Genomic DNA, 17,724 nt, shown 5'->3' on the forward strand with positions numbered 1-17,724 from the left:
TTCACGGCCGGTAGCCGGAGCTCAAGCGCTGACTGGGGCCGGGCGGCTTGACCTTGACGTAACGTCAACGCCTCTAATTGGGCCATGCGTATCGGCGAGCTAGCCGCGCTGGTCGGAGTGACCACCCGTACCGTGCGCCACTACCACCGCCTCGGGCTGTTGCCCGAGCCCGAGCGGACCCCCGGCGGCTACCGCGACTACCGGCTGCGCGACGCGGTCCTGCTCGCCCGGGTCCGCCGCCTCGCCGAGCTCGGTCTGTCCCTCGATGAGATCCGCGACGTGCTCGCCGACGACCAGGGCCGTGACCTGCGCGAGGTGCTCAGCGATCTGGATGCCGACCTGGCCCGCCAGCAGGACGCCATCGCCGCCCGCCGGGCCCGACTGGCCGCGCTACTGGCCGAGGCCGACCTCAACCTCGACACCACGGTCGCCCCCGACCTGGGGGACCTGCTGCACGACATCTACCCGGCCGGCTCCGCGTTCGCCGCGCTCGATCGCGACATGTTGTCGCTGATCGACACCGGCGCCGACCCGGCCGCCCGAGAACAGATCCTGGCGATGTTCCAGCCGCTCACCGCATCGGACGCGCGGGGCCGGGGCCATGCCCTCACCGCGCGGATGGACGCGATTGCCGGTGCGGACCCGTCCGACCCGCGGGTCGCCGCGCTCGCCGCCGAGTTCGCGGCCCATCTGCCCGCCGAGGTGGCCGCGGCGATGGTGGCCAGCCTCGAACAGGCGGAGACCAGCCGCTGGCTGGACCTGATGATCTCCGAACTCGCCCCGGCCCAGGTCGAGGTGCTGAGCCTGATGGTGACGACGCTCAAGGAACGCGCATGATGCTGAAGATCGCCCGAGCCGCGCTGTTCGCGATCCTGCCGGCGGAGGTGATGCTCGCCGTCCTGCTGGTCTCCGGCGTCGCGCTGCCACGCCCGGTCGTCACGGCCGCCGAGCTGGGCGTGCTGACAGTGCTGCTGTTGGAGGCGTTGGTGTTAGGGCAGCGTTACCGCGCTCTGCGCCAGGACGGCGCCAGGCGCAGAACGGCTCTGCGCGGCACATACGAGCAGGTCGTGCCCGAGAAGGTGCGGCGGATCATGGGTTTCGAGGCCAAGGGCATGGTCAGCCTGGTGCTCTGGGTCGGTCGTCGCCGACACGGGGTGCCGCCGGGCGCCGTGACACTGTCGTATCACCGCGAGCAGACGGTGCTCATGTTCGGGTTCCTGTTCGCCTGCGTGATCGAGCTCGTAGGCGTGGAGATCCTGCTGCGCTCGCTGGGCGCCCCGGCTGGGCTGCGCGGAGTGGTACTCGCGCTCGACGCGTACGGCATCCTGATCGCGCTGGCCGTCATGGCCAGCTACATCACCCGCCCGCACGTCGTCACCGCAGACGAGCTGCGCGTCCGCTACGGCGCGTTCTTCGATCTGCGCATCCCTCGTCGCCTCGTCGCCGGGGTGCAGCACAAGCGCAACTACAACGAGACCGGCATGATAAAGACGGATGGTGATTGCCTGGCCTTGGCTGCGAACAGCCAGACCAACCTGATCGTCGAGCTCACCGAGACCGTTGTCGCGGTACGCCCGCTGGGGCGGCGCGAGCATGTCCGCGTACTGCGGTTCTTCGCCGACGACCCGTCGGCCGCCGTCGAGGCGCTACGGCCGTCCCGGGACTCGGCTGCCATCGGGCCAGCCGGTCGGGCAGGGTAGCGGGCGCCACATGGTCTCCGCGCCGGGGCCGCCCGCCACGGCGGGCGACCCGCCCGACGACGTCATGGCGTCCGTCGTTCCCCGACGACGTACTCCCGACCAGGCCTGCCGGTAGCTTCCGGACCAAAAACAACTCCAGCGCCGGTCAACGCGGAGATGACGATCCCGGGCTCCAAGCGTTCGCGCATGGCCTCTGACCAGGGCTGGAGTTGTTCTTGTACGCGTCGTCGAGGCCGATGTCGATCTCGGTGAGCACGGCCGCGCCACCGCGCCTGTGCGGCCCAGGGGAAAAAGGTGAAGCGGGTGCCGACGCTGTTCGGGCGTCGAGAGGGCTCATGTGGTGGCGAAGGGCGGCCACCTGCTCAAGGCCCCGGGTGTGTCCGTGGAACGGATTGGTCCTTGCTTAGGCGCAGGATCAAGGTCACCGCGTCCTCCGAGTGGGCTGTTGGTGTCAGCACCTCCTGCAAGAGCAGGCCACGCATCGCGGCAATGGTGACGGTGGCCAAAGTCAGCGCTTCCTTGGCGTCGAGCCCTTCGCGTTCCGCCAGCGAGGCCAGCATCTTGGTCAGGTCATCGAGCGAGTCGATGAACTCACGAAAGTCCTCCGGGCTGTACGCGGCCAGTCCTACGACGTGAAAGAAGCCACGGACACGCGACAGCTGCTCCGGTCGAGTGTAGACCCGCCAGATCGCCACGACGAGGTCGTCGAAACTGCCCTGCTGGGCGGCCTCGAAAAGCGCCTCGTTGTCACGAGATCGCTGCGCCTTGAGCATGGCCGCCAAGACACCCGGGAGCGACCCGAAGTGGTACCGCAGGAGGGCGTGGCTGGTCCCGGTCCTGACGGCGATCTCACGCAGCGACACCTCCGGTGAGGGAAGCGCCTCCTCGAAGGCGTCGAGAAGCCGGGCCAGGAGACGCTCGCGTGCGTCGCCTTTGCGTTCCGTGCTTGACAGGATCACTCCCACAGTTTATCCATTGGAAAAGAACGACTGGCGGTGCCGTGGTGCTTCACACATGGTCTCAGTCGGCTCGCGACGACGGAGGGGACGACTCGTGGGACGTTTTCAGGTGGTCGGCGCGACGGTCGTCGACGGGTCGGGTCGCGACCCCGCCAAGGTCGACGTCAGCATCGAAGACGGGCATATCGCCCGGCTTGGTGCCTCCAGCGCACACGGCGAGCGCCTCGATGCCGAGGGGCTGACGATGACGCCTGGCCTGATCGACGCTCACGTTCACCTGGGCTTGTCGAGCCTGATCCGGCCGCAGTTCTCGTTTCAGATCAGTGCCGCTGAGATCGCGGCGGACATCTTCGCCACGGCTGGCGCGACACTCGATGCCGGCTTCACGACCGTTCGCGACACCGGCGGGATCGACGGCGGCGTCGTCACCACGATCGCGAAGGGCAAGGTCAGGGGACCGCGCGTGTTGTCATGTGGACCTGTTCAGTGCCAGACCGGCGGGCACGGCTACTACGGGGCCGACTGGGAACCCACCGAGCTGTGGAGCAGCCATCACCTTCCGGGTCTGTGCGCCCTGTCCATGATGTCGGGCAACGCCGACGAGCTGCGAGGCAACGTGCGCGAGGCGTTCCGTCGCGGAGCCTCCTTCCTGAAGCTGTGCGTGACAGGCGGAGTGGTCGGCGCTCACGACCGGCTGACCGACACCCAGTTCACCGTGGAGGAGATCGCCGTCGCTGTGCAAGAAGCCGCGGCACGTGGCACCTACGTGACTGTTCATGCCCACAACAACGAAGGCGTTCGGAACGCCGTCGAGGCCGGGGTACGTTGTGTCGAGCACGGCACCGACCTGGATGCGTCCACGGCCGCCCTGATGGCCACTCGCGAGGTCGCCCTCGTGCCCACGTTCGCCGTCGTCGAGCAACTGCTGCACGACACCGCTGGAGCGGGCCTCGACGAATCGACCCGCCATCGTGTGATGGGTGTTCGTGAGCGGATGACCGAGGCGCTCGCTGTCGCCAAGGAGGCCGGAGTACGGATCGGGCTGGGTTCCGATCTCATCGGTCCGGCTCAGAACCGTCGAGGCGAGGAGCTCAGATTGCGCGCGGAACTCGAGACACCGATGGAAGCTCTCGTGGCGGCCACGAAGACCAATGCCGAGATCCTCGGCCTGTCCGGCGAGGTGGGGAGCATCGCTCCCGGCATGCGAGCAGACCTCGTGCTCTGGAAAGGCGACCCGCTCGAAGATCCGGAGCTCTTCGCCGACCCGTCCAACGCCATCGTCGTCGTCCAGGCCGGACGCGTCGTGAAGGACCTGCGATGAGCGCCATGTGGCAGGGCTGCCTCGCCGACACAGAGTATTTCGAAACGCGTTCCAGCGGAGGGCACGACTACGGCGTCTGGGTCACCACGCCACCGGGCTACGACCCCGCCACGACGCGAGTGCCTGTCGTGTACGTGCTCGACGGCAACTGGACCGTGGGCATGACGGCTCCACTCATCGTCACCCAGCGGGACCCCATGCAGCGGATCCAGCCCTACATCCAAGTCAGCGTCGGCTACGCGGGCGAGGAAGCCCGGCACTGGGAACGGCTGCGCAACAGAGACCTCGTGCCACCCGGCGAGCCCATCGCCAAGGAATTCGTCGATGCCGTGGAAATGGCACTCCGAACGGGCGCGATGACACGCGAGGAAGCCGACGCCTATCTCGCCGAGCTACGCGCCCCCCGCGCCGACGCGTTCCTGAGCTTCCTTACCGCGGAACTGCACCCGCGGATCGAACACGACTACGGCACAGCCATGAGCGGTCACGGCCTCTTCGGCTACTCCTACGGCGGACTCTTCAGTCTCTATGCCTGGCTCACCGGCAGTACGCTCTTCGAGAGCATCGGAGCAGGCAGTCCCGGCGTTGTCAGTGAGGACAGTCAGGTCTTCGCCCAGCTCGAGCAGATGGGCGACAGCCTGCCTACCGCCAAGCTTCACCTGACCGTCAACGACCGAGAGCTTCTCGGAGACCTGGCCGTCTACCAGAACCTCGCGAAGAACACGGCCACCGTCCTGCACCGCCTGACCGCCCGCGGCGGAGCCGTCACCAGCGCGGTCCTGCGCGAAACGCACGTGACCGGCCTGCAGGCCTCGTTCCTCAGCTACCTCAGGACCTGCCGTGCTCTATGAGAGAGCACGACGTGTGAGTACCGATGTGGTCGTGATCGGGGCAGGTGTGATCGGTTCGTCGATCGCCCTTGAGCTTGCGCGGGCTGGGCACCGCGTGATCGTGCTCGATCGGACCCCGGGGGCCGGACAGGGGTCCACCTCGGCATCGAGTGCGATCGTTCGGTTCAACTTCTCCACCACCGCCGGGGTGGCGACGGCGTGGGAGGCGCATTTCGGCTGGCTCGACTGGGCCGGCCACCTCGAGCACGAAGTCGGCGACCTCGCGATATTCCGCAAGAGTGGGCTGGTCATGCTGGACGTCGAGGCGGCTCCGCGTACGTCGTGGCTTCCGTTATTCGACGAGGTCGGTGTTCCCTACGAGGAATGGGACAGCGCGACATTGGCCGAGCGCGTCCCAGGTATCGACGCCGGCCGCTACTGGCCGCCGAAGCGGCTCGACGACGAGGAATTCTGGAAGGACGCGAAACACTCGCTCGGTGGCGTGTACACCCCGGACGCCGGTTACGTCTCAGACCCGAGCCTCGCCGCCGTGAACCTCGCCTCCGCGGCCTCGGCGTGCGGGGCGGAGTTCCGCTTCCGCAGCACGGTGACAGCGGTGGAGAGGGCCGGCGGGCGCGTGACGTCGGTGCGGCTGTCGGACGGCACCCGGATTCCCTGTGCCGTCGTGGTCAACGCGGCCGGACCGTGGTCGGGCGCGTTGAACCGGTTGGCCGGCGTGGGTTCCGACTTCACGGTCGGAGTGCGCCCGATGAGGCAGGAAGTAGCGCACGTGCCGGTCCTGGAGGGCTATGAGGGGCCCGTGGTGGCCGACATGGATCTGGGCACCTATTTCCGTGGTGAAGTAGGAGGGAACCTGCTCGTAGGCGGAACGGAACCGGAGTGTGATCCGATGCAGTGGACCGACGACCCGGACGCCGTCGACATCCACCCGACGGCCGCGGTCTTCGAGGCTCAGGTGACGCGGGCCGCGCGGCGGTTGACCGGTCTGCCGGTGCCGAACCGGGCGCGCGGTGTGGTGGGCGTCTACGACGTCGCCGACGATTGGACTCCGATCTACGACCGCACCGAACTCGAGGGCTACTACCTCGCGATCGGAACGAGCGGCAACCAGTTCAAGAACGCGCCGGTCGTGGGGCAGCTGATGACGGAGCTGATCAACCAGGTGGAGAACGGCGTCGACCACGACGCGTCACCCGTCCGGTTCCGGGCCCCGCGCACCGGCCTGGAGATCGACCTGGGTGCGTTCTCTCGTAGGCGCAACCGAAACACCGCGAACTCGGGCACGGTGATGGGCTGAGCCGGAACTCAGACGAGGCGTTGCGTCCGGGCGACCTTGATGCCCAGATGCAACGCCAGCCGCTGTCCTCCGTCGGCCAGTTGTCGAGCAGCCGTGACGCCGCGCCAGGCAGCACTGTCGGCAGCTCCGGGCAGTGGCGCAGGGCCGGTTCGGTGGTGACCAGAACTCCGTGGGTCGGACGCATCGCGACCACCGCCTGAAGGCCCCTACACAGGCCACGGCGTCTCGGTGTCCTTGAGGAGGCGCCTTTTCGGTCCGGAGACCTAACAGGTTCTGTTACAACGGTCGCCTTTGTCGGCTCCCAGCGGGAGCGGCACGGTGTCCAGCGGGTCCTGCAGGCGCGCCGGCACAGATCGCACCGTCGACCCACTACGCCGCCAAGACCCGCCCCGCCAGCGTCCGATCACAGCGCGACAACGAGCTGACCGCAATGATCGAGCAGATCCACCAGGACAACTACGGCGTCCACGGAGCCCGCAAGATCTGGCACGAGCTACGCCGCCGTGGTGTCGAGGTGGCCCGGTGCACCGTCGAACGGCTGATGCGCGAGTCCGGGCTACGCGGGCTGCTACGCGACAAGTCGCCGCGCACGACCCGGCCCGCAGCGGAGACCAGACGTCCCGGTGACCTGGTCAAACGCGACTTCACGATGAAGGGGCTCGGTCTGTTGGTGATTGCCCGAGTGTTGGTGGCATCGGGTGGTTGTCCATCCGTCGCGAGTTTCGGGGCTGGGTGGCCGGTCCCGGCAATGGCCACATCAATCGACATTCTTCTATGATGTGGTTCCTGTCTGCCCTCGCAAGGAGGAGCACATGCTTATCCGCAGAGGCATCGCCGCAGCCTCGTCCGCTCGATCCGGACTGGCCCGGTTGTTTCCGGCGTCCGTCGTGGGCCTGATTCTGGCCTTCATCGGCACCACTGTCGCGGTCTCGCCCTCGCCTGCCTTGGCTGGACCAAAGCCAGGGTCGACGAACGTGAACGCCTCCGCCTCTTGTGAGTACGTCGTCATCGACGACTGGACTCCTGTGCAGGACAATCCCAACGTCAACGCCACCGTGCTTGAGTACCGATGGAGCACGGACCGCGTCTACGGCCCGTGCTGGGAGGCATACGACTCAGGTAGCGGTGTCTGGTTCGTGGCAGTCAACTGCACCTGTTCCCCGAATGGATTTGGCTGGATTCGGTCCTACTGGGTGCTGCACTAGCCCGGCGGCAGAAGCCAAACGGCTAGGCGGTGGCGGTCTGTTGAACCACGACTCAACGTCCGCCACCACTTGCCGCTCAGTGTCTTCGACCTTGGTGGCAGCTACCGGCCCCGACGGCGGCGGGTTGGTCCGCCCGCCCACGGTTGTGAGGCCAACCAACCCGCGGTCCCACGTCAGCGACCGGCGTAGCTGCGCGGGCAGCCGGCTGATCGTGTCGGCGAGGGCTCTGCTCATCGTGAGCGCCCCGTAGCCGGCGAGAGCAGGGCCGTTCTTCGTCCGCGGGATCACACCCCAGCCGGCCTCACGAGGCAGGTGGATCAGCATCGTGAACCTCGTCGTCCGCTCGACCAGTGTCCCGATCGCGGAGCGCTGCAACCCGATGATCGGATCTCCTTCCCAGTTCCCGGGGACGGCCCGGTCCGCGACTTCGGCGGGCCGTTGACTGATCAGCGTGTCGCTGGTGACGTGCGCCCACGCGCGTTGCTTCGCGCGGGTTCGGGGGACCCTCACACCGACTACGCTGCATCAGGTCGCGGCATAACCCAGTGTCCACACGGGGGGAACCTCAGAATTCCCGGGCTGCCAGTCCTTGCCTGCCTTGCCGCGCGGGTGTCGGCGCCGGTTGACCAGACGGCCGGGGTGGCTCCCACCCGCCATGGACTGGGAAGCCTCGCCGGGCGGTCCGTAGGTCAGCGCCCGTCGCGGACGGCGGCGACGGCCTCGACCTCGACGAGCTGGTCGTCGTACCCGAGCACGGCCACCCCGAGCAGCGTGCTGGGCGGCTCGTGGTCGCCGAACGCGTCCCGGACGACCTCCCAGACGGCCACCAGATCGGACCGGCGGGACGACGCCACGTAGACGGTGGTCTTGACGACGTCGGTGAGCAGGGCGCCGGCCGCCGCGAGGGCGGTCTCCAGGTTGGCCATCACCTGCCGGGCCTGGCCAGCCGGGTCGCCCGGCGCGACGGTCCGCCCCTCCGCGTCCAGCGGGCAGGAACCGGCGGTGAAGACGAGCCGGGCCGGCGGCTCGACCGTGGCCGCGTACGCATACTCGGCTACGTCGGAAAGGGCGGGCTCGCGAATCAGTCGGGCCGGTGAGGTCACGGCGGCGACGCTACCGCCGGCCCCCGAGCGGCTCAACGAATATTCGCCGACCGGTCATGGTTGACGTTCGCCCAGCGCAAGGCAATCGTGCTCGACGCCTACGACCACATCGTCGGCCTGTCGCTCGACGACATCGCCATCGACGGGGCCACCTGCCCACTCACCCGTTGATCTTCGGGTCTGGTGTGGTCACGGTCCCTCCGGAACGGGTCGGCACTTGATCGGCAGTCAGAGCCAACCCGCCCGGAGGGACGTCTTCGTTCATCGGCAGCAGTGGGGCGTCTCCCGAAGATCGTTATGGGAGCGGTTGCAGGGTGAAGTTCTCCGTCGTGGTTTTTCCTCTCATGATCCGGGTTTCGCGGGTCTGCGGCACGTATCCGTGTTTCGCCACGATGATCTGCATGTTCTGTCTGGTCTGGTTCATCCAGCGGGCGTAGCTGCCGTCAGCGCCGGTGACCAGTGTGAAGGCATGGTTTGCGTCATTGACCTGGACGATCGCGCCGGCTACGGGTGTGACGGCACCACGGGAGGGCTGACCACTGACGATGCCTGTCAGCTTGCCCCACGACTTCGGTGGAATCACGTTCATGGTGACGCCGATGGTGGGGCTCGGGTGCGGGGTGTTCTCCTTGATCTTCAGCTCGGCCGTGTAGGTGCCCGGCTGACTGACCGCAGTGGAGTCGAACACGATTCCGACGGTGAGGCTGTCACCGGCCTTGATCGTCGCTGTCGTCGGCCCAGCGCTCAACCATGAGACTCCGGGGCCACGACAGTCCTCGTATCCAGGAAGGACCTCGTTGGCTCGCGTTGCGGACCAGTTCGCCCACGCCCCGCCGATCTTGAAGAAGCCACATGCCGCGGCACCCCGGTACAGCGAGTTGTTGGAGTTGGGGAGGGCGGTCCACTTGTCGGCGCGCGGGTCGTACGCGTACCCCTCGTTGGTCACCGCCGTCGAGTCGGCAACCGCGCCACCGGAAAGCAGCAGCAGGCCGTTGGCGGCGCTGTAGCTGGTGCCCCACGCGTCGTATGTACCCGGCAGGTCGGCCCGACGCGTCCAACTGTCCGTTGCAGGATCATAGGAGTACGTCGAGACGGAACTCGTAGAACCGGTGAAACCACCGGCACAGACAACCTTGCCGTCCAGACCCGCGCAGGCGAGCCAGGAGGTGTTTGTCGGGTAGTCGGCAGCGGTCTGGTAGGTGTCGGTTTCGGTGTCGTACACGACCACATCGCGCGTGCCGCAGCTGCTCGTGCAGCCGCCGACCATGTAGATCTTCTCGTTCAGCACCGCGGTCCCCGCCGCAGCCGCCGGCGACGGATGGTTGCGTGCGCCTTTCGTCCAGGTGTTGGTCTCCGGGTCGTAGATGGCCGCGACGCCGACGGTGGCACCGTCACCACCGGACCAGCCGCCGATCAGGTAGAACCTGCCGTCGACGAATGCCGACGAGGCCTGCTGTCGCCCTTCCGGCATCGGGGCCAGCGCGGTCCAGGTCAACGTCGTTGGATCGTAGACGTACGACGCAGTGGTCGTGCCGAATCCTGCTTCGGTGCCGCCGAAGGAGTAGACCTTGCCGTCGAGATAGCCGGCATGGTTGTCCATGATGTCGGTGGGGTGGTTGGGCAGGTCAATCCACGGCTGGCTGTGTGGGACAACGGAGGGCTCGGCATCATCTGCGGTGGTCGCCGATGGTGCCCGTGGCAACGGGGTCACGTTGGTCTTCACCCGATTGACGGAGGTGCCGGTGGACCCCGCGATCCTGGTCGACGACGTTCTGGTGCCGTCGGCCTTCAGGATCGTGAAGCTGCCGTCGTTCTCGGTGATCTCCAGTTCGACGGGCGCGGTGCCGTCGTTGGTGATGGTGAAGGTGCGCTCGTCCACGCCCCCCAGGGGGACGCTGGCCTGCACCGAGGAGGGTTTGACCGTGAGGCGCCCGGCGCCCAGCAGGAAGTCGGCCGAGGTCACGCGGCCCTTGACCACATCGACTGGTCGGGTCGTCGCCTGGTAGCGAGCCTTGGCCGCGGTGAACGGGTGCTTGCCGGTCAGCGACGAGTACATCCAGTAGAAGCCGTCGGCCAGGGCGTCGTCCTGCGGCGTCGCCACGGTGGTGGCGGTGTCGTGGGGAGCCTCGTCGCTGGTGACGGTCGCGCCGTTCACCGGGGTCCTGTCGTTGGCGTCGTAGACGTTGCCGACCATGAGACCGACATCGAGCGGGACGCAGTCCCGCAGGCCGACGAAGACGTCGTCCACCTGCCACCAATGGCTCCAGGTGCCGACGCGGTAGTGGAATCTGATCTGCACGTCGGGCTGTCCGGCCGCGCCAGGTAGCGAGACCTGTACCTTGCCGGGTCCGCGCAGGCTGATGTCCTGGGTCCACACCGTGGTCCAGGTCGCGCCGCCGTCGACCGAGACGTCGACTTCCGGCTTCTCGCTGGCGTGATGCAGGTAGTCGGTCGCGAACTCCAAGGTCGCGTCGGTGATGTCGGAGAGGTCGAGCACCGGCGTCACGAGTGCGGTGTCCTGGGTGCTCGGCGGGCCGTAGTAGTCGCCGTTGACGTCTGCGAAGGACCCGTCGCCACCGGTGAGGTTGCCCCAGTTCTCCGGGTCGTTGAAGGTCCAGACCCGCCCTGTTCCGAGGTTGTCGACGACGGTCCAGCCGTCGGGGACCTTCCCGGTGTCGAAACTCTCCCGGAGCACGGGCTCATACACGAGGCGGTAGCCCGGAGCATTGCACCCGAGGTTGACCTCCAGCGTCACGTCGAGCGTGACGCTGCCACCGGCGGTGAGGTCCAGGGTCACCGTCTTCGGGTCGTAGCCCGCGTACTGCGCGGTCACCTGAACTCGGTAGCTGGTGCCCGACGGGAGGTTGAGCGAGTAGGCACCGGTGACGGGGTTGGTGAACGCGGACACCGGGGTGTCCCCGACGTCGAGTTTGGCGTAGAGGGGCCAGCCCTGGCCGGATCCGTCGGTGATGGTGCCCGTCACGGTGCTGGACGGACGGCTTGCCAGCGGTACGTTCAGCGTTGTCGTCCGGTCCGCATCGATCTTGACTGCGGTGAAGGTGTCGGTCGCGTAGCCGAACTTGGACACGTTCAGGTCGTACGCGCCCACGGGCAGCCGCAGCTCGAAACGGCCGCTGGCGTCGGTGCTGACCGTACGGGCGATCAGGCCGGTCAGGCTGACCTTGGCCTCCGCGACCGGGCCACCACTCGTCGCGTCGGTCACCGTGCCGGACAGGACCCCGGTGTCGCGGGTGGGGGCGGCAGCGAGCAGCGCGAGCGCGTCCAACCGACCCTCGCCGAAGACGTTGTTGTCGTCGTCGGTGCCACCGCACTGGTTGTCGGGGCTGTCGACCGCGGAACCGTCCGTCAGGGCCTTGGTGGCGGCGACGTCCCCGAGCAGGGTCGGTGCCGCCGACCAGGCCAGGGCGATCGCACCCGCGACGTGTGGGGCGGCCATCGACGTGCCGGAGTAGTGGGCGTAGCCACTACCCGGAATCGACGAGCGGATGGCCGATCCCGGAGCGGAGATGTTGGGTTTGGTCTCCCCGTCCTGGCCGGCTCCCCGGCTCGAGTATGGATTGATGGCGTGGCTGCTGTCGTAGTTGCCTACCGAGTAGTTGATGATCCGGCTACCTGGTGACCCACTGGTGTTGCAGGCGGAACCGATGTTGCCGTTGGCCCAGACACTGAAGATCCCTGAAGCCTCCCACGCCCTGGAGATGTCCTCCATGAACGGGTCGTTGGACGGAGACTGCGTGCCCCACGAGTTGTTGATGATGTTCGGACGCTTGCTGGCGTCCGGATTCTGGCCATTCGAGTCTGTGGGTTCGAGCAGCCACTGGCCGGACTCGATCAGCGTCGTGTCGCTGTCACAGCAGCCGTTCGTCGTGATCCAGGTGGCGCCCGGCGCCATACCGATCTGATTGCCCGCACGGTCGTCCCCGACCATCGTGCCCATGGTGTGGGTGCCATGGCCGTTGAGGTCACAGGGCTTGCCCCCACAGGTGCCAGAAGCGTCGAACCAGTTGTAGTTGTGGTCGAAGGTCCCGTCGCCGTTGGTGCCGCGATACTGCTTGACCAGTGCCGGATGGTCGTACTGCACCCCGGAGTCGATGCTCGCGACCACGACGCCCTCGCCGGTGACGCCGTAGTTGGTCCAGACATCGTCGGCGTTGACGTCGGCGATACCCCACTGGAGTGACTGCGGCGTGACACTGGGCTGGTCCTCCGCGACTACGGGGATTTCGTAGGTGCGCGGCTCATAGAGCATCTGCACCTCTGCCCTCCCGGCCAGTTGCTGGGCCAGGGTCGCCGAGCCGTCCTCGACGTAGATTGCGTTGGTGGCCCAGAACGACTTGTAACTGACCCGTGCCCTGTCCAGCATGGCGCGTACCCCGCGCTGGCTGCGCGCCGCGCTGGCCTTCAGCGCGTTCGCCGCTGTGGCGCCGCGCACGTCCCAGTCCTTGGTCCGCCCGGCTTCGGTCAGGTCGGCCCGTTCGGTGAACCGGACCAGGAAGTCCTGCTTGGCTGCCGCCGCGAACTTCCCAGCGAGAGGCTTCTCAATCTTGGCACTCGCCCGGTCAGCCGGCTCCCCCTCGGTCGGCGCAGCCTGTGCCGCCGGAGCCGTGCTCGAAAGCAATGCCAACAGGGCGATCGTCGCAACAGCCGCGGGCCTCGACTTCCGCCGCGGACCCCGAGGTCGTCGTTTCCACATGCGCCTTCTCCTCTTTGTGCAGGCGTCTGCCGCAGTTCCGGTCGTGGCCGGCTTGGGACGGTTCATCCGGACCAGCCGGTCGGTCAGGTGGTGGCCAGCCCCCGCAGGCGCGCGGCACGCCAAGTTGACGGCGATGTCGGCGAACCCGGCGAAGCGGAAGAGGGTGGGTGATCCTCCTGGGGATGGGCCAGAGCCGCCCCAGGACAACATCGCCGGAGGGGGTTGGGGAAGCGCCCACGACGTGCGGGAATGCGACCGTGCGTGTTTCCGACAGCCGCCGGGAGAACCGGCCGGACGCGTGCCGTCAGCAGCGCGTTCGTCAGGCTACGGGCGGTAGCGGTGATGCTACTTCGTCCGCGTCAGCCGTGGATGACCGACCGCCGGCCGGCTCGTCCACCAGCCATCCGCGCCGGTGCGCCTCCCAGCCGAGTTGCAGCCGGGTGCGCACCCCGGCCTCGTCCATCATCAAACGCACCCTGCGTTGCACCCAGCGCTCGCTGCGACCGAGTTGATGGGCGATCGTCGCGTCGGTGGCCCCCGTTAGGAGCAGCCCAAATATCCGCCGATCATCGAGACCTAGCCACCGGCGCTCGGCACCAGATCCGAGATCGGCGTCTCCGACAGGCAGTGGGGTCGCCTCGCGCCATATCGCCTCGAAGAACTCGACGGCGAGGGTCACAAGGCCACCAGAATGCACCAGCAGCACGGCCGGTTGGGCGTCATGTCGCACCAGGGGCAGTACAGCGACCCGCTGGTCGTACACCCTCAGCCGCATCGGCACCGCAGGGTGCACACGAAGCTGGTCGCCCGGCCTGACGGTTTGCCGCAGCCGCTCGACCGTGTGGTAATCATCGGCGAACACCGCGTGGTCGAATATCACCCGGCTGCTCGGAGCTGTCGAGAGTGCGGCGTCGTCGCTGAATGAGACCGCGACGAACGGCGGCTTCACCAGCGCGAGCACCTCCTGCGCGGCTTCGTCCAGCCGGCTCAGCTGCGCGTGCAAGGCGGCCTCGCCTACCACGACCTCCACAAGATGCTCCGCGCCGCCAGCCCTGACCGTCCGCTGGTGGGACTCAGAGAGCGCGAGCAGTTCACGCTGCGCCTCGAGCAGCCGCGAAGCCTGCTCGACCAGGAGCCGCTGGCCGGTCAGCAACGGGGGAACGGCGGTCCACCGCGCCTCCCCGCCGAACTCGGACCGGCTGGCAAGCGCATGCCGCTCCAACGCGGCGAGCATGGTGACGGCGTCATCGGTGCTGGCTCCCAACGCCCTAGCCATCTCGTCCGGCGCCACCGACGGAACAGTCACCAGATGGGCATACGCGTCAGCCAGGCCAGCCGGCAGGCCGAGCCCCTCAAGCACGGCACCACCACCCACTGCGGTGCCCGCAGCGCCGCAGCCCCGGCCTTTTGTCCTCCGCAGCCAACCGGGCCGGGGGCGACTCCTGGCCGAGCCGTCGGGCGAGATCCGCCAACGGCCAGCCCCGCCGACGGGCCAGCTGCACGCGGGCCAACCGGATGGCCGGCGGCAGGTACCCGCTTCGGCGTACCGCCTCGGCGGCCGATGCCGGCTCGGCCCCCTCTCGCTCCGGGCAGGCCACCTTGACCAGCAGGTCGGCGGCGGCGACCAGCTCGGCGGACGGATCCGCGTGTTCCACCGAGACCACCTGGCGGGTCACCGCCTCACGCCGCCCGGTGAAGTCGGTGCTCGTACGGGGTAGCCGCTTGGTCGGCCCTACCGGGCGCCCGCCAGTCCAGGTCGGAGAAAGCCGGTACGGGACCCACGTCGAGCACCACCTTGTGCAGGTGCTGCCGGGGCTCACCCGGCTCGACGCCGGGTTGCTCGACCACCGCCGTTCGAGCTGCCGAGTCAACGGCAAGCGCGCCCCCGGTTCGAGTTGATCCGCGGTGCCCGATCAGATCGTGTACGTCGAGGAGGGCGTCCGCGGATGTCGGTTGGCGGTCGTACCGGGCCGCCCGCGATCGCATTGCCGCCACGTCGTCTACCTGGCAGTCGAGCTGGAAGCACAGCAGCGTGCTGTCACTGGGCATGGCGATGTCGAGGTCACCGGTGGGCAGCGCCGCACTGCTCAACGGTCCGTGTCCTTCCCGTACCGGCCAGGCAGTATCGATTGACGGCGATGGGCCACGTCCAGATGATGGACCGCCGTTTGCGCGGGTTCGGTCGCCGGGATCAGGCGGATGGCCGGCCGAAGCAGCCGGATCCACTCGTTCGCCACGCCGACCGGCGGGTACCGGTGGGCAAGGTCTGCGAGCTGCCTCTGGCCTGCGATCATGCGCGGATCATGCCGCCACCACCGGCAGCCGGTCAAGGAACCGAACTGGTTGTCAGCGGCTCGGTTGCGTTGAGCGTTGGCAAGATCAAGGCAGACTTGAGCAGTGACGTCACCGACACGCACGGGCTCGTGGCTGGTGTTTTGCAGCAGGCTCCCACTGGGCCCGCACATCGGCGTCCCACCATACGGACAACCACGCGCTGGCCTTTCAAGATTTTCAGCCAGCGGCTTTGGGCGATGATCCGGTCCATCTCCTCTCGACCGAAGGCCCGCAGGGTGGTGGTACGGACGTTGCCCGCCCCGCCGAGCTGCAGGAGCGCCGCGGAGGTGGTTTCGTCGTCGGGCGCCTCGACGACGCCCACGACATCGTACGGACCGACAGTCCAGTAAATGTTCAGGAGATTCGCCCCGAGGTTCTGTGTCGCTGCGGCGAAGGCCTCGGCGTGCCTCGCGGTGTCCTTGTAGCCTCGGATCCCCTGATCGGTCCAGTTCAGCAACGCGACAAACGTCGGCATGGCCCTTCACCTCCATGAAGGGACCTCAGCGTCAGGTTGCTCCTGGCACGATGGCCGCAATCTGCATCAGGTACGCGTCAGAATGAGTGATGCGAGCGTCACGGGCCGTTGATCACGGTGATGGCCCCCCGCAGAGCTGATCATCGCCGCCAGGATCACCCGAGTCGTCCTCGCTCTCCGCGAACCGCCCCTCTTCGTCGCCTGGCACGGCGTTGAACTCCTCCGAACGGCAGGCACAGACGTCGTCGAGATACCCGAACTCGTCGACCAGGTAAGAGCAATCACCGCCCACCTTCCCGGCATCGGCGGGTAGCCGGAGCGTCAACGGACCCGCCACGCCATGTTGCGCAGTCTGGACAGCGAGCTACAGGCTCTTGCCTGCGCAGCCCTCGTTTGACAGGACGATAGGAACAGCCCACCGGCCATCGACAGGCGCTGGTACGGGTCTCGGTGCGTAGCGAGCCATTGACATCAACTCGGCAGGCCTCCACGATACTGGCCTAGGCCGGTATACGGTCGCGCCGCAGACAGCGACGGCCGACCCCGAAGGGAGCTCGCCATGCGTATCCCGCCCATCCACCGCAGCAGCCAAGCCAACGCGGCCTCGCTCGCAGTGCTTGCCACCCTCGCTCTCGTCGTTCCGGCCACGCCGGTCGCGGCAGGCCCGAGTGCCGTCACCGCCGTAGCCGAAGGCCCCAAGAAGCTCATCGCACAAGGGTTCGCAGACCCGGACGTGGTCCGCATCGGCCAGACGTGGTACGCCTATGCCACCAACGACTTCAGGCACCTCCCGGTGGCCAGCGCGCCCACCATCGACGGGCCGTGGCAGGTCCTCGGTGACGCGATGCCGGGTGGGCCCGGCGGCTGGGCCGTCGCCGGCAGGACCTGGGCTCCCGACGTGCACCCCAACCCTGACGGCAGTCTGACCCTCACCTACACGGCCCAGGACGCCGCCTCTGGTCGTCAGTGCATCGGCGTCGCGATCGCGACCTCGCCGCTCGGGGGGTTCGTGCCCTACGGATCGGGGCCGCTCATCTGCCCCCTCAGCCAGGGCGGCGCGATCGATGCGAACACCTTCGTCGCACGGAACGGAACGCGCTACCTCACCTGGAAGAACGACGGCAACGCCATCAACCGGCCGTCCACGCTCTGGGTCAGCCAGGTCACCAACAACGGCACCACCCTGGTCGGTCCGACGACCGCAATGCTGACCGTTGCGGCAGGCCAGATCATCGAGGCGCCGGACCTGGTCCAGCGTGACGACAAGATGGTGCTGTTCTACTCCGGTGGGTCCTTCGCCAGCTGCGGCTACTACACGTCGTACGCAACGGCGCCGGCGGTCACCGGACCCTGGAGTCCGGCGCCGGAAGCCTTCATGACCCAGGCCAACACGGGACTCTGTGGTCCAGGTGGCGCGGACGTCGTGACGGCCCAGGATGGGCTGGGCGGCGGCGACAAGGTCGTGATGCACGCCGCGGTCGCGGACGGCAGCAGGCACATGTACTCGATCAACCTCCGCTGGGTCAACGGCCTGCCGGTTCAGGGCGGCAGCCGGAAGTCCTCGCTCGACGGAAACGGCCGCGCCGAGATCGCCCTGATCCAGACCGACGGCCAGATCAAGGCCTGGCACAACTACAAGGGCTTCGACACCATGCCGTACGGCGCCGCTGCGGTTATCGGGACCTCCTTCACCGACCCGGCCAGGGTGCGCTTCGCCGACCTCGACAACGACGGAAAGTCCGAGCTGATCCAAATCCAGGCGGAC

Annotated in this window: 15 protein-coding genes and 1 pseudogene; 8 read left to right on the forward strand and 8 right to left on the reverse strand. The window is 67.7% G+C overall.

Features of this window, described 5'->3' with window-relative positions; all coding sequences use genetic code 11:
• The first annotated feature begins 84 nt into the window (after positions 1 to 84).
• A complete protein-coding gene (locus ACIBJE_RS03965; RefSeq protein ID WP_396742506.1) occupies positions 85 to 837 on the forward strand; it encodes a MerR family transcriptional regulator in 753 nt (250 codons plus the stop codon).
• On the forward strand, positions 834 to 1,700 hold the full coding sequence (locus ACIBJE_RS03970; protein WP_396742508.1) for a hypothetical protein: 867 nt from the start codon (positions 834 to 836) through the stop codon (positions 1,698 to 1,700). Before ACIBJE_RS03965 ends, ACIBJE_RS03970 begins: the two co-directional genes overlap by 4 nt.
• A 362-nt stretch (positions 1,701 to 2,062) precedes the next feature.
• On the opposite strand, the gene ACIBJE_RS03975 is transcribed toward ACIBJE_RS03970, so the two are convergent.
• Entirely contained in the window at positions 2,063 to 2,659 is a 597-nt protein-coding gene (locus ACIBJE_RS03975; RefSeq protein ID WP_396742510.1) for a TetR/AcrR family transcriptional regulator, read from the reverse strand.
• Between the two features lie 94 nt (positions 2,660 to 2,753).
• Between ACIBJE_RS03975 and ACIBJE_RS03980 the strand changes: the two genes are divergently transcribed.
• The 5 genes from ACIBJE_RS03980 (at position 2,754) to ACIBJE_RS04000 (ending at position 7,333) form a co-directional block, all read left to right on the forward strand.
• Complete coding sequence (locus ACIBJE_RS03980; RefSeq protein ID WP_396742512.1) at positions 2,754 to 3,980, forward strand: amidohydrolase family protein; 1,227 nt, start codon at positions 2,754 to 2,756, stop codon at positions 3,978 to 3,980.
• Positions 3,977 to 4,831, forward strand: a complete 855-nt coding sequence (locus ACIBJE_RS03985) for an alpha/beta hydrolase (protein ID WP_396742514.1) — start codon at positions 3,977 to 3,979, stop codon at positions 4,829 to 4,831. Before ACIBJE_RS03980 ends, ACIBJE_RS03985 begins: the two co-directional genes overlap by 4 nt.
• Before the next feature lie 13 nt (positions 4,832 to 4,844).
• On the forward strand, positions 4,845 to 6,128 hold the full coding sequence (locus tag ACIBJE_RS03990; protein ID WP_396742516.1) for an NAD(P)/FAD-dependent oxidoreductase: 1,284 nt from the start codon (positions 4,845 to 4,847) through the stop codon (positions 6,126 to 6,128).
• Between the two features lie 421 nt (positions 6,129 to 6,549).
• Positions 6,550 to 6,906, forward strand: a complete 357-nt coding sequence (locus ACIBJE_RS03995; protein ID WP_396743480.1) for an IS3 family transposase — start codon at positions 6,550 to 6,552, stop codon at positions 6,904 to 6,906.
• Positions 6,907 to 6,940: 34 nt separating this feature from the next.
• Complete coding sequence (locus tag ACIBJE_RS04000; protein WP_396743518.1) at positions 6,941 to 7,333, forward strand: hypothetical protein; 393 nt, start codon at positions 6,941 to 6,943, stop codon at positions 7,331 to 7,333.
• A gap of 306 nt (positions 7,334 to 7,639) precedes the next feature.
• Here the strand turns inward: ACIBJE_RS04000 and ACIBJE_RS04005 are convergent.
• The 7 genes and pseudogenes from ACIBJE_RS04005 to ACIBJE_RS04035 form a co-directional block, all read right to left on the reverse strand.
• Positions 7,640 to 7,780, reverse strand: a pseudogene (locus ACIBJE_RS04005) (IS30 family transposase); the annotation flags it as partial.
• A gap of 242 nt (positions 7,781 to 8,022) precedes the next feature.
• Positions 8,023 to 8,418, reverse strand: a complete 396-nt coding sequence (locus tag ACIBJE_RS04010; protein ID WP_396743483.1) for a RidA family protein — start codon at positions 8,416 to 8,418, stop codon at positions 8,023 to 8,025.
• A 313-nt stretch (positions 8,419 to 8,731) separates the two neighbouring features.
• Positions 8,732 to 13,360, reverse strand: a complete 4,629-nt coding sequence (locus ACIBJE_RS04015; RefSeq protein WP_396742518.1) for a S8 family serine peptidase — start codon at positions 13,358 to 13,360, stop codon at positions 8,732 to 8,734.
• Between the two features lie 109 nt (positions 13,361 to 13,469).
• On the reverse strand, positions 13,470 to 14,510 hold the full coding sequence (locus tag ACIBJE_RS04020; protein ID WP_396742520.1) for a hypothetical protein: 1,041 nt from the start codon (positions 14,508 to 14,510) through the stop codon (positions 13,470 to 13,472).
• Positions 14,503 to 14,805, reverse strand: coding sequence for a hypothetical protein (locus tag ACIBJE_RS04025; protein WP_396742522.1), 303 nt, complete (start codon positions 14,803 to 14,805; stop codon positions 14,503 to 14,505). Before ACIBJE_RS04025 ends, ACIBJE_RS04020 begins: the two co-directional genes overlap by 8 nt.
• Before the next feature lie 25 nt (positions 14,806 to 14,830).
• Positions 14,831 to 15,241 carry a hypothetical protein gene (locus ACIBJE_RS04030; RefSeq protein WP_396742523.1) on the reverse strand — a complete coding sequence of 137 codons (411 nt, stop codon included), beginning with the start codon at positions 15,239 to 15,241 and terminating at the stop codon, positions 14,831 to 14,833.
• A 235-nt stretch (positions 15,242 to 15,476) separates the two neighbouring features.
• A complete protein-coding gene (locus ACIBJE_RS04035; protein WP_396742525.1) occupies positions 15,477 to 15,959 on the reverse strand; it encodes a GYD domain-containing protein in 483 nt (160 codons plus the stop codon).
• A gap of 559 nt (positions 15,960 to 16,518) precedes the next feature.
• Between ACIBJE_RS04035 and ACIBJE_RS04040 the strand changes: the two genes are divergently transcribed.
• A partial coding sequence (locus ACIBJE_RS04040) for a family 43 glycosylhydrolase (protein ID WP_396742527.1) occupies positions 16,519 to 17,724 on the forward strand: 1,206 nt, incomplete at its 3' end.

It is taken from the genome of Micromonospora sp. NPDC050187 (genome assembly GCF_044459745.1).
Taxonomy (GTDB): Bacteria; Actinomycetota; Actinomycetes; order Mycobacteriales; family Micromonosporaceae; genus Micromonospora.

What these genes read in the sequence shown, in the direction of transcription:
- ACIBJE_RS03985 (WP_396742514.1), top strand. Translation starts at nt 3,977, where the DNA reads ATGAGCGCCATGTGGCAGGGCTGCCTCGCCGACACAGAGTATTTCGAA.
- ACIBJE_RS04015 (WP_396742518.1), bottom strand. Translation starts at nt 13,360, where the DNA reads ATGTTGTCCTGGGGCGGCTCTGGCCCATCCCCAGGAGGATCACCCACC.
- ACIBJE_RS03970 (WP_396742508.1), top strand. Translation starts at nt 834, where the DNA reads ATGATGCTGAAGATCGCCCGAGCCGCGCTGTTCGCGATCCTGCCGGCG.
- ACIBJE_RS04000 (WP_396743518.1), top strand. Translation starts at nt 6,941, where the DNA reads ATGCTTATCCGCAGAGGCATCGCCGCAGCCTCGTCCGCTCGATCCGGA.
- ACIBJE_RS03965 (WP_396742506.1), top strand. Translation starts at nt 85, where the DNA reads ATGCGTATCGGCGAGCTAGCCGCGCTGGTCGGAGTGACCACCCGTACC.
- ACIBJE_RS04035 (WP_396742525.1), bottom strand. Translation starts at nt 15,959, where the DNA reads ATGCCGACGTTTGTCGCGTTGCTGAACTGGACCGATCAGGGGATCCGA.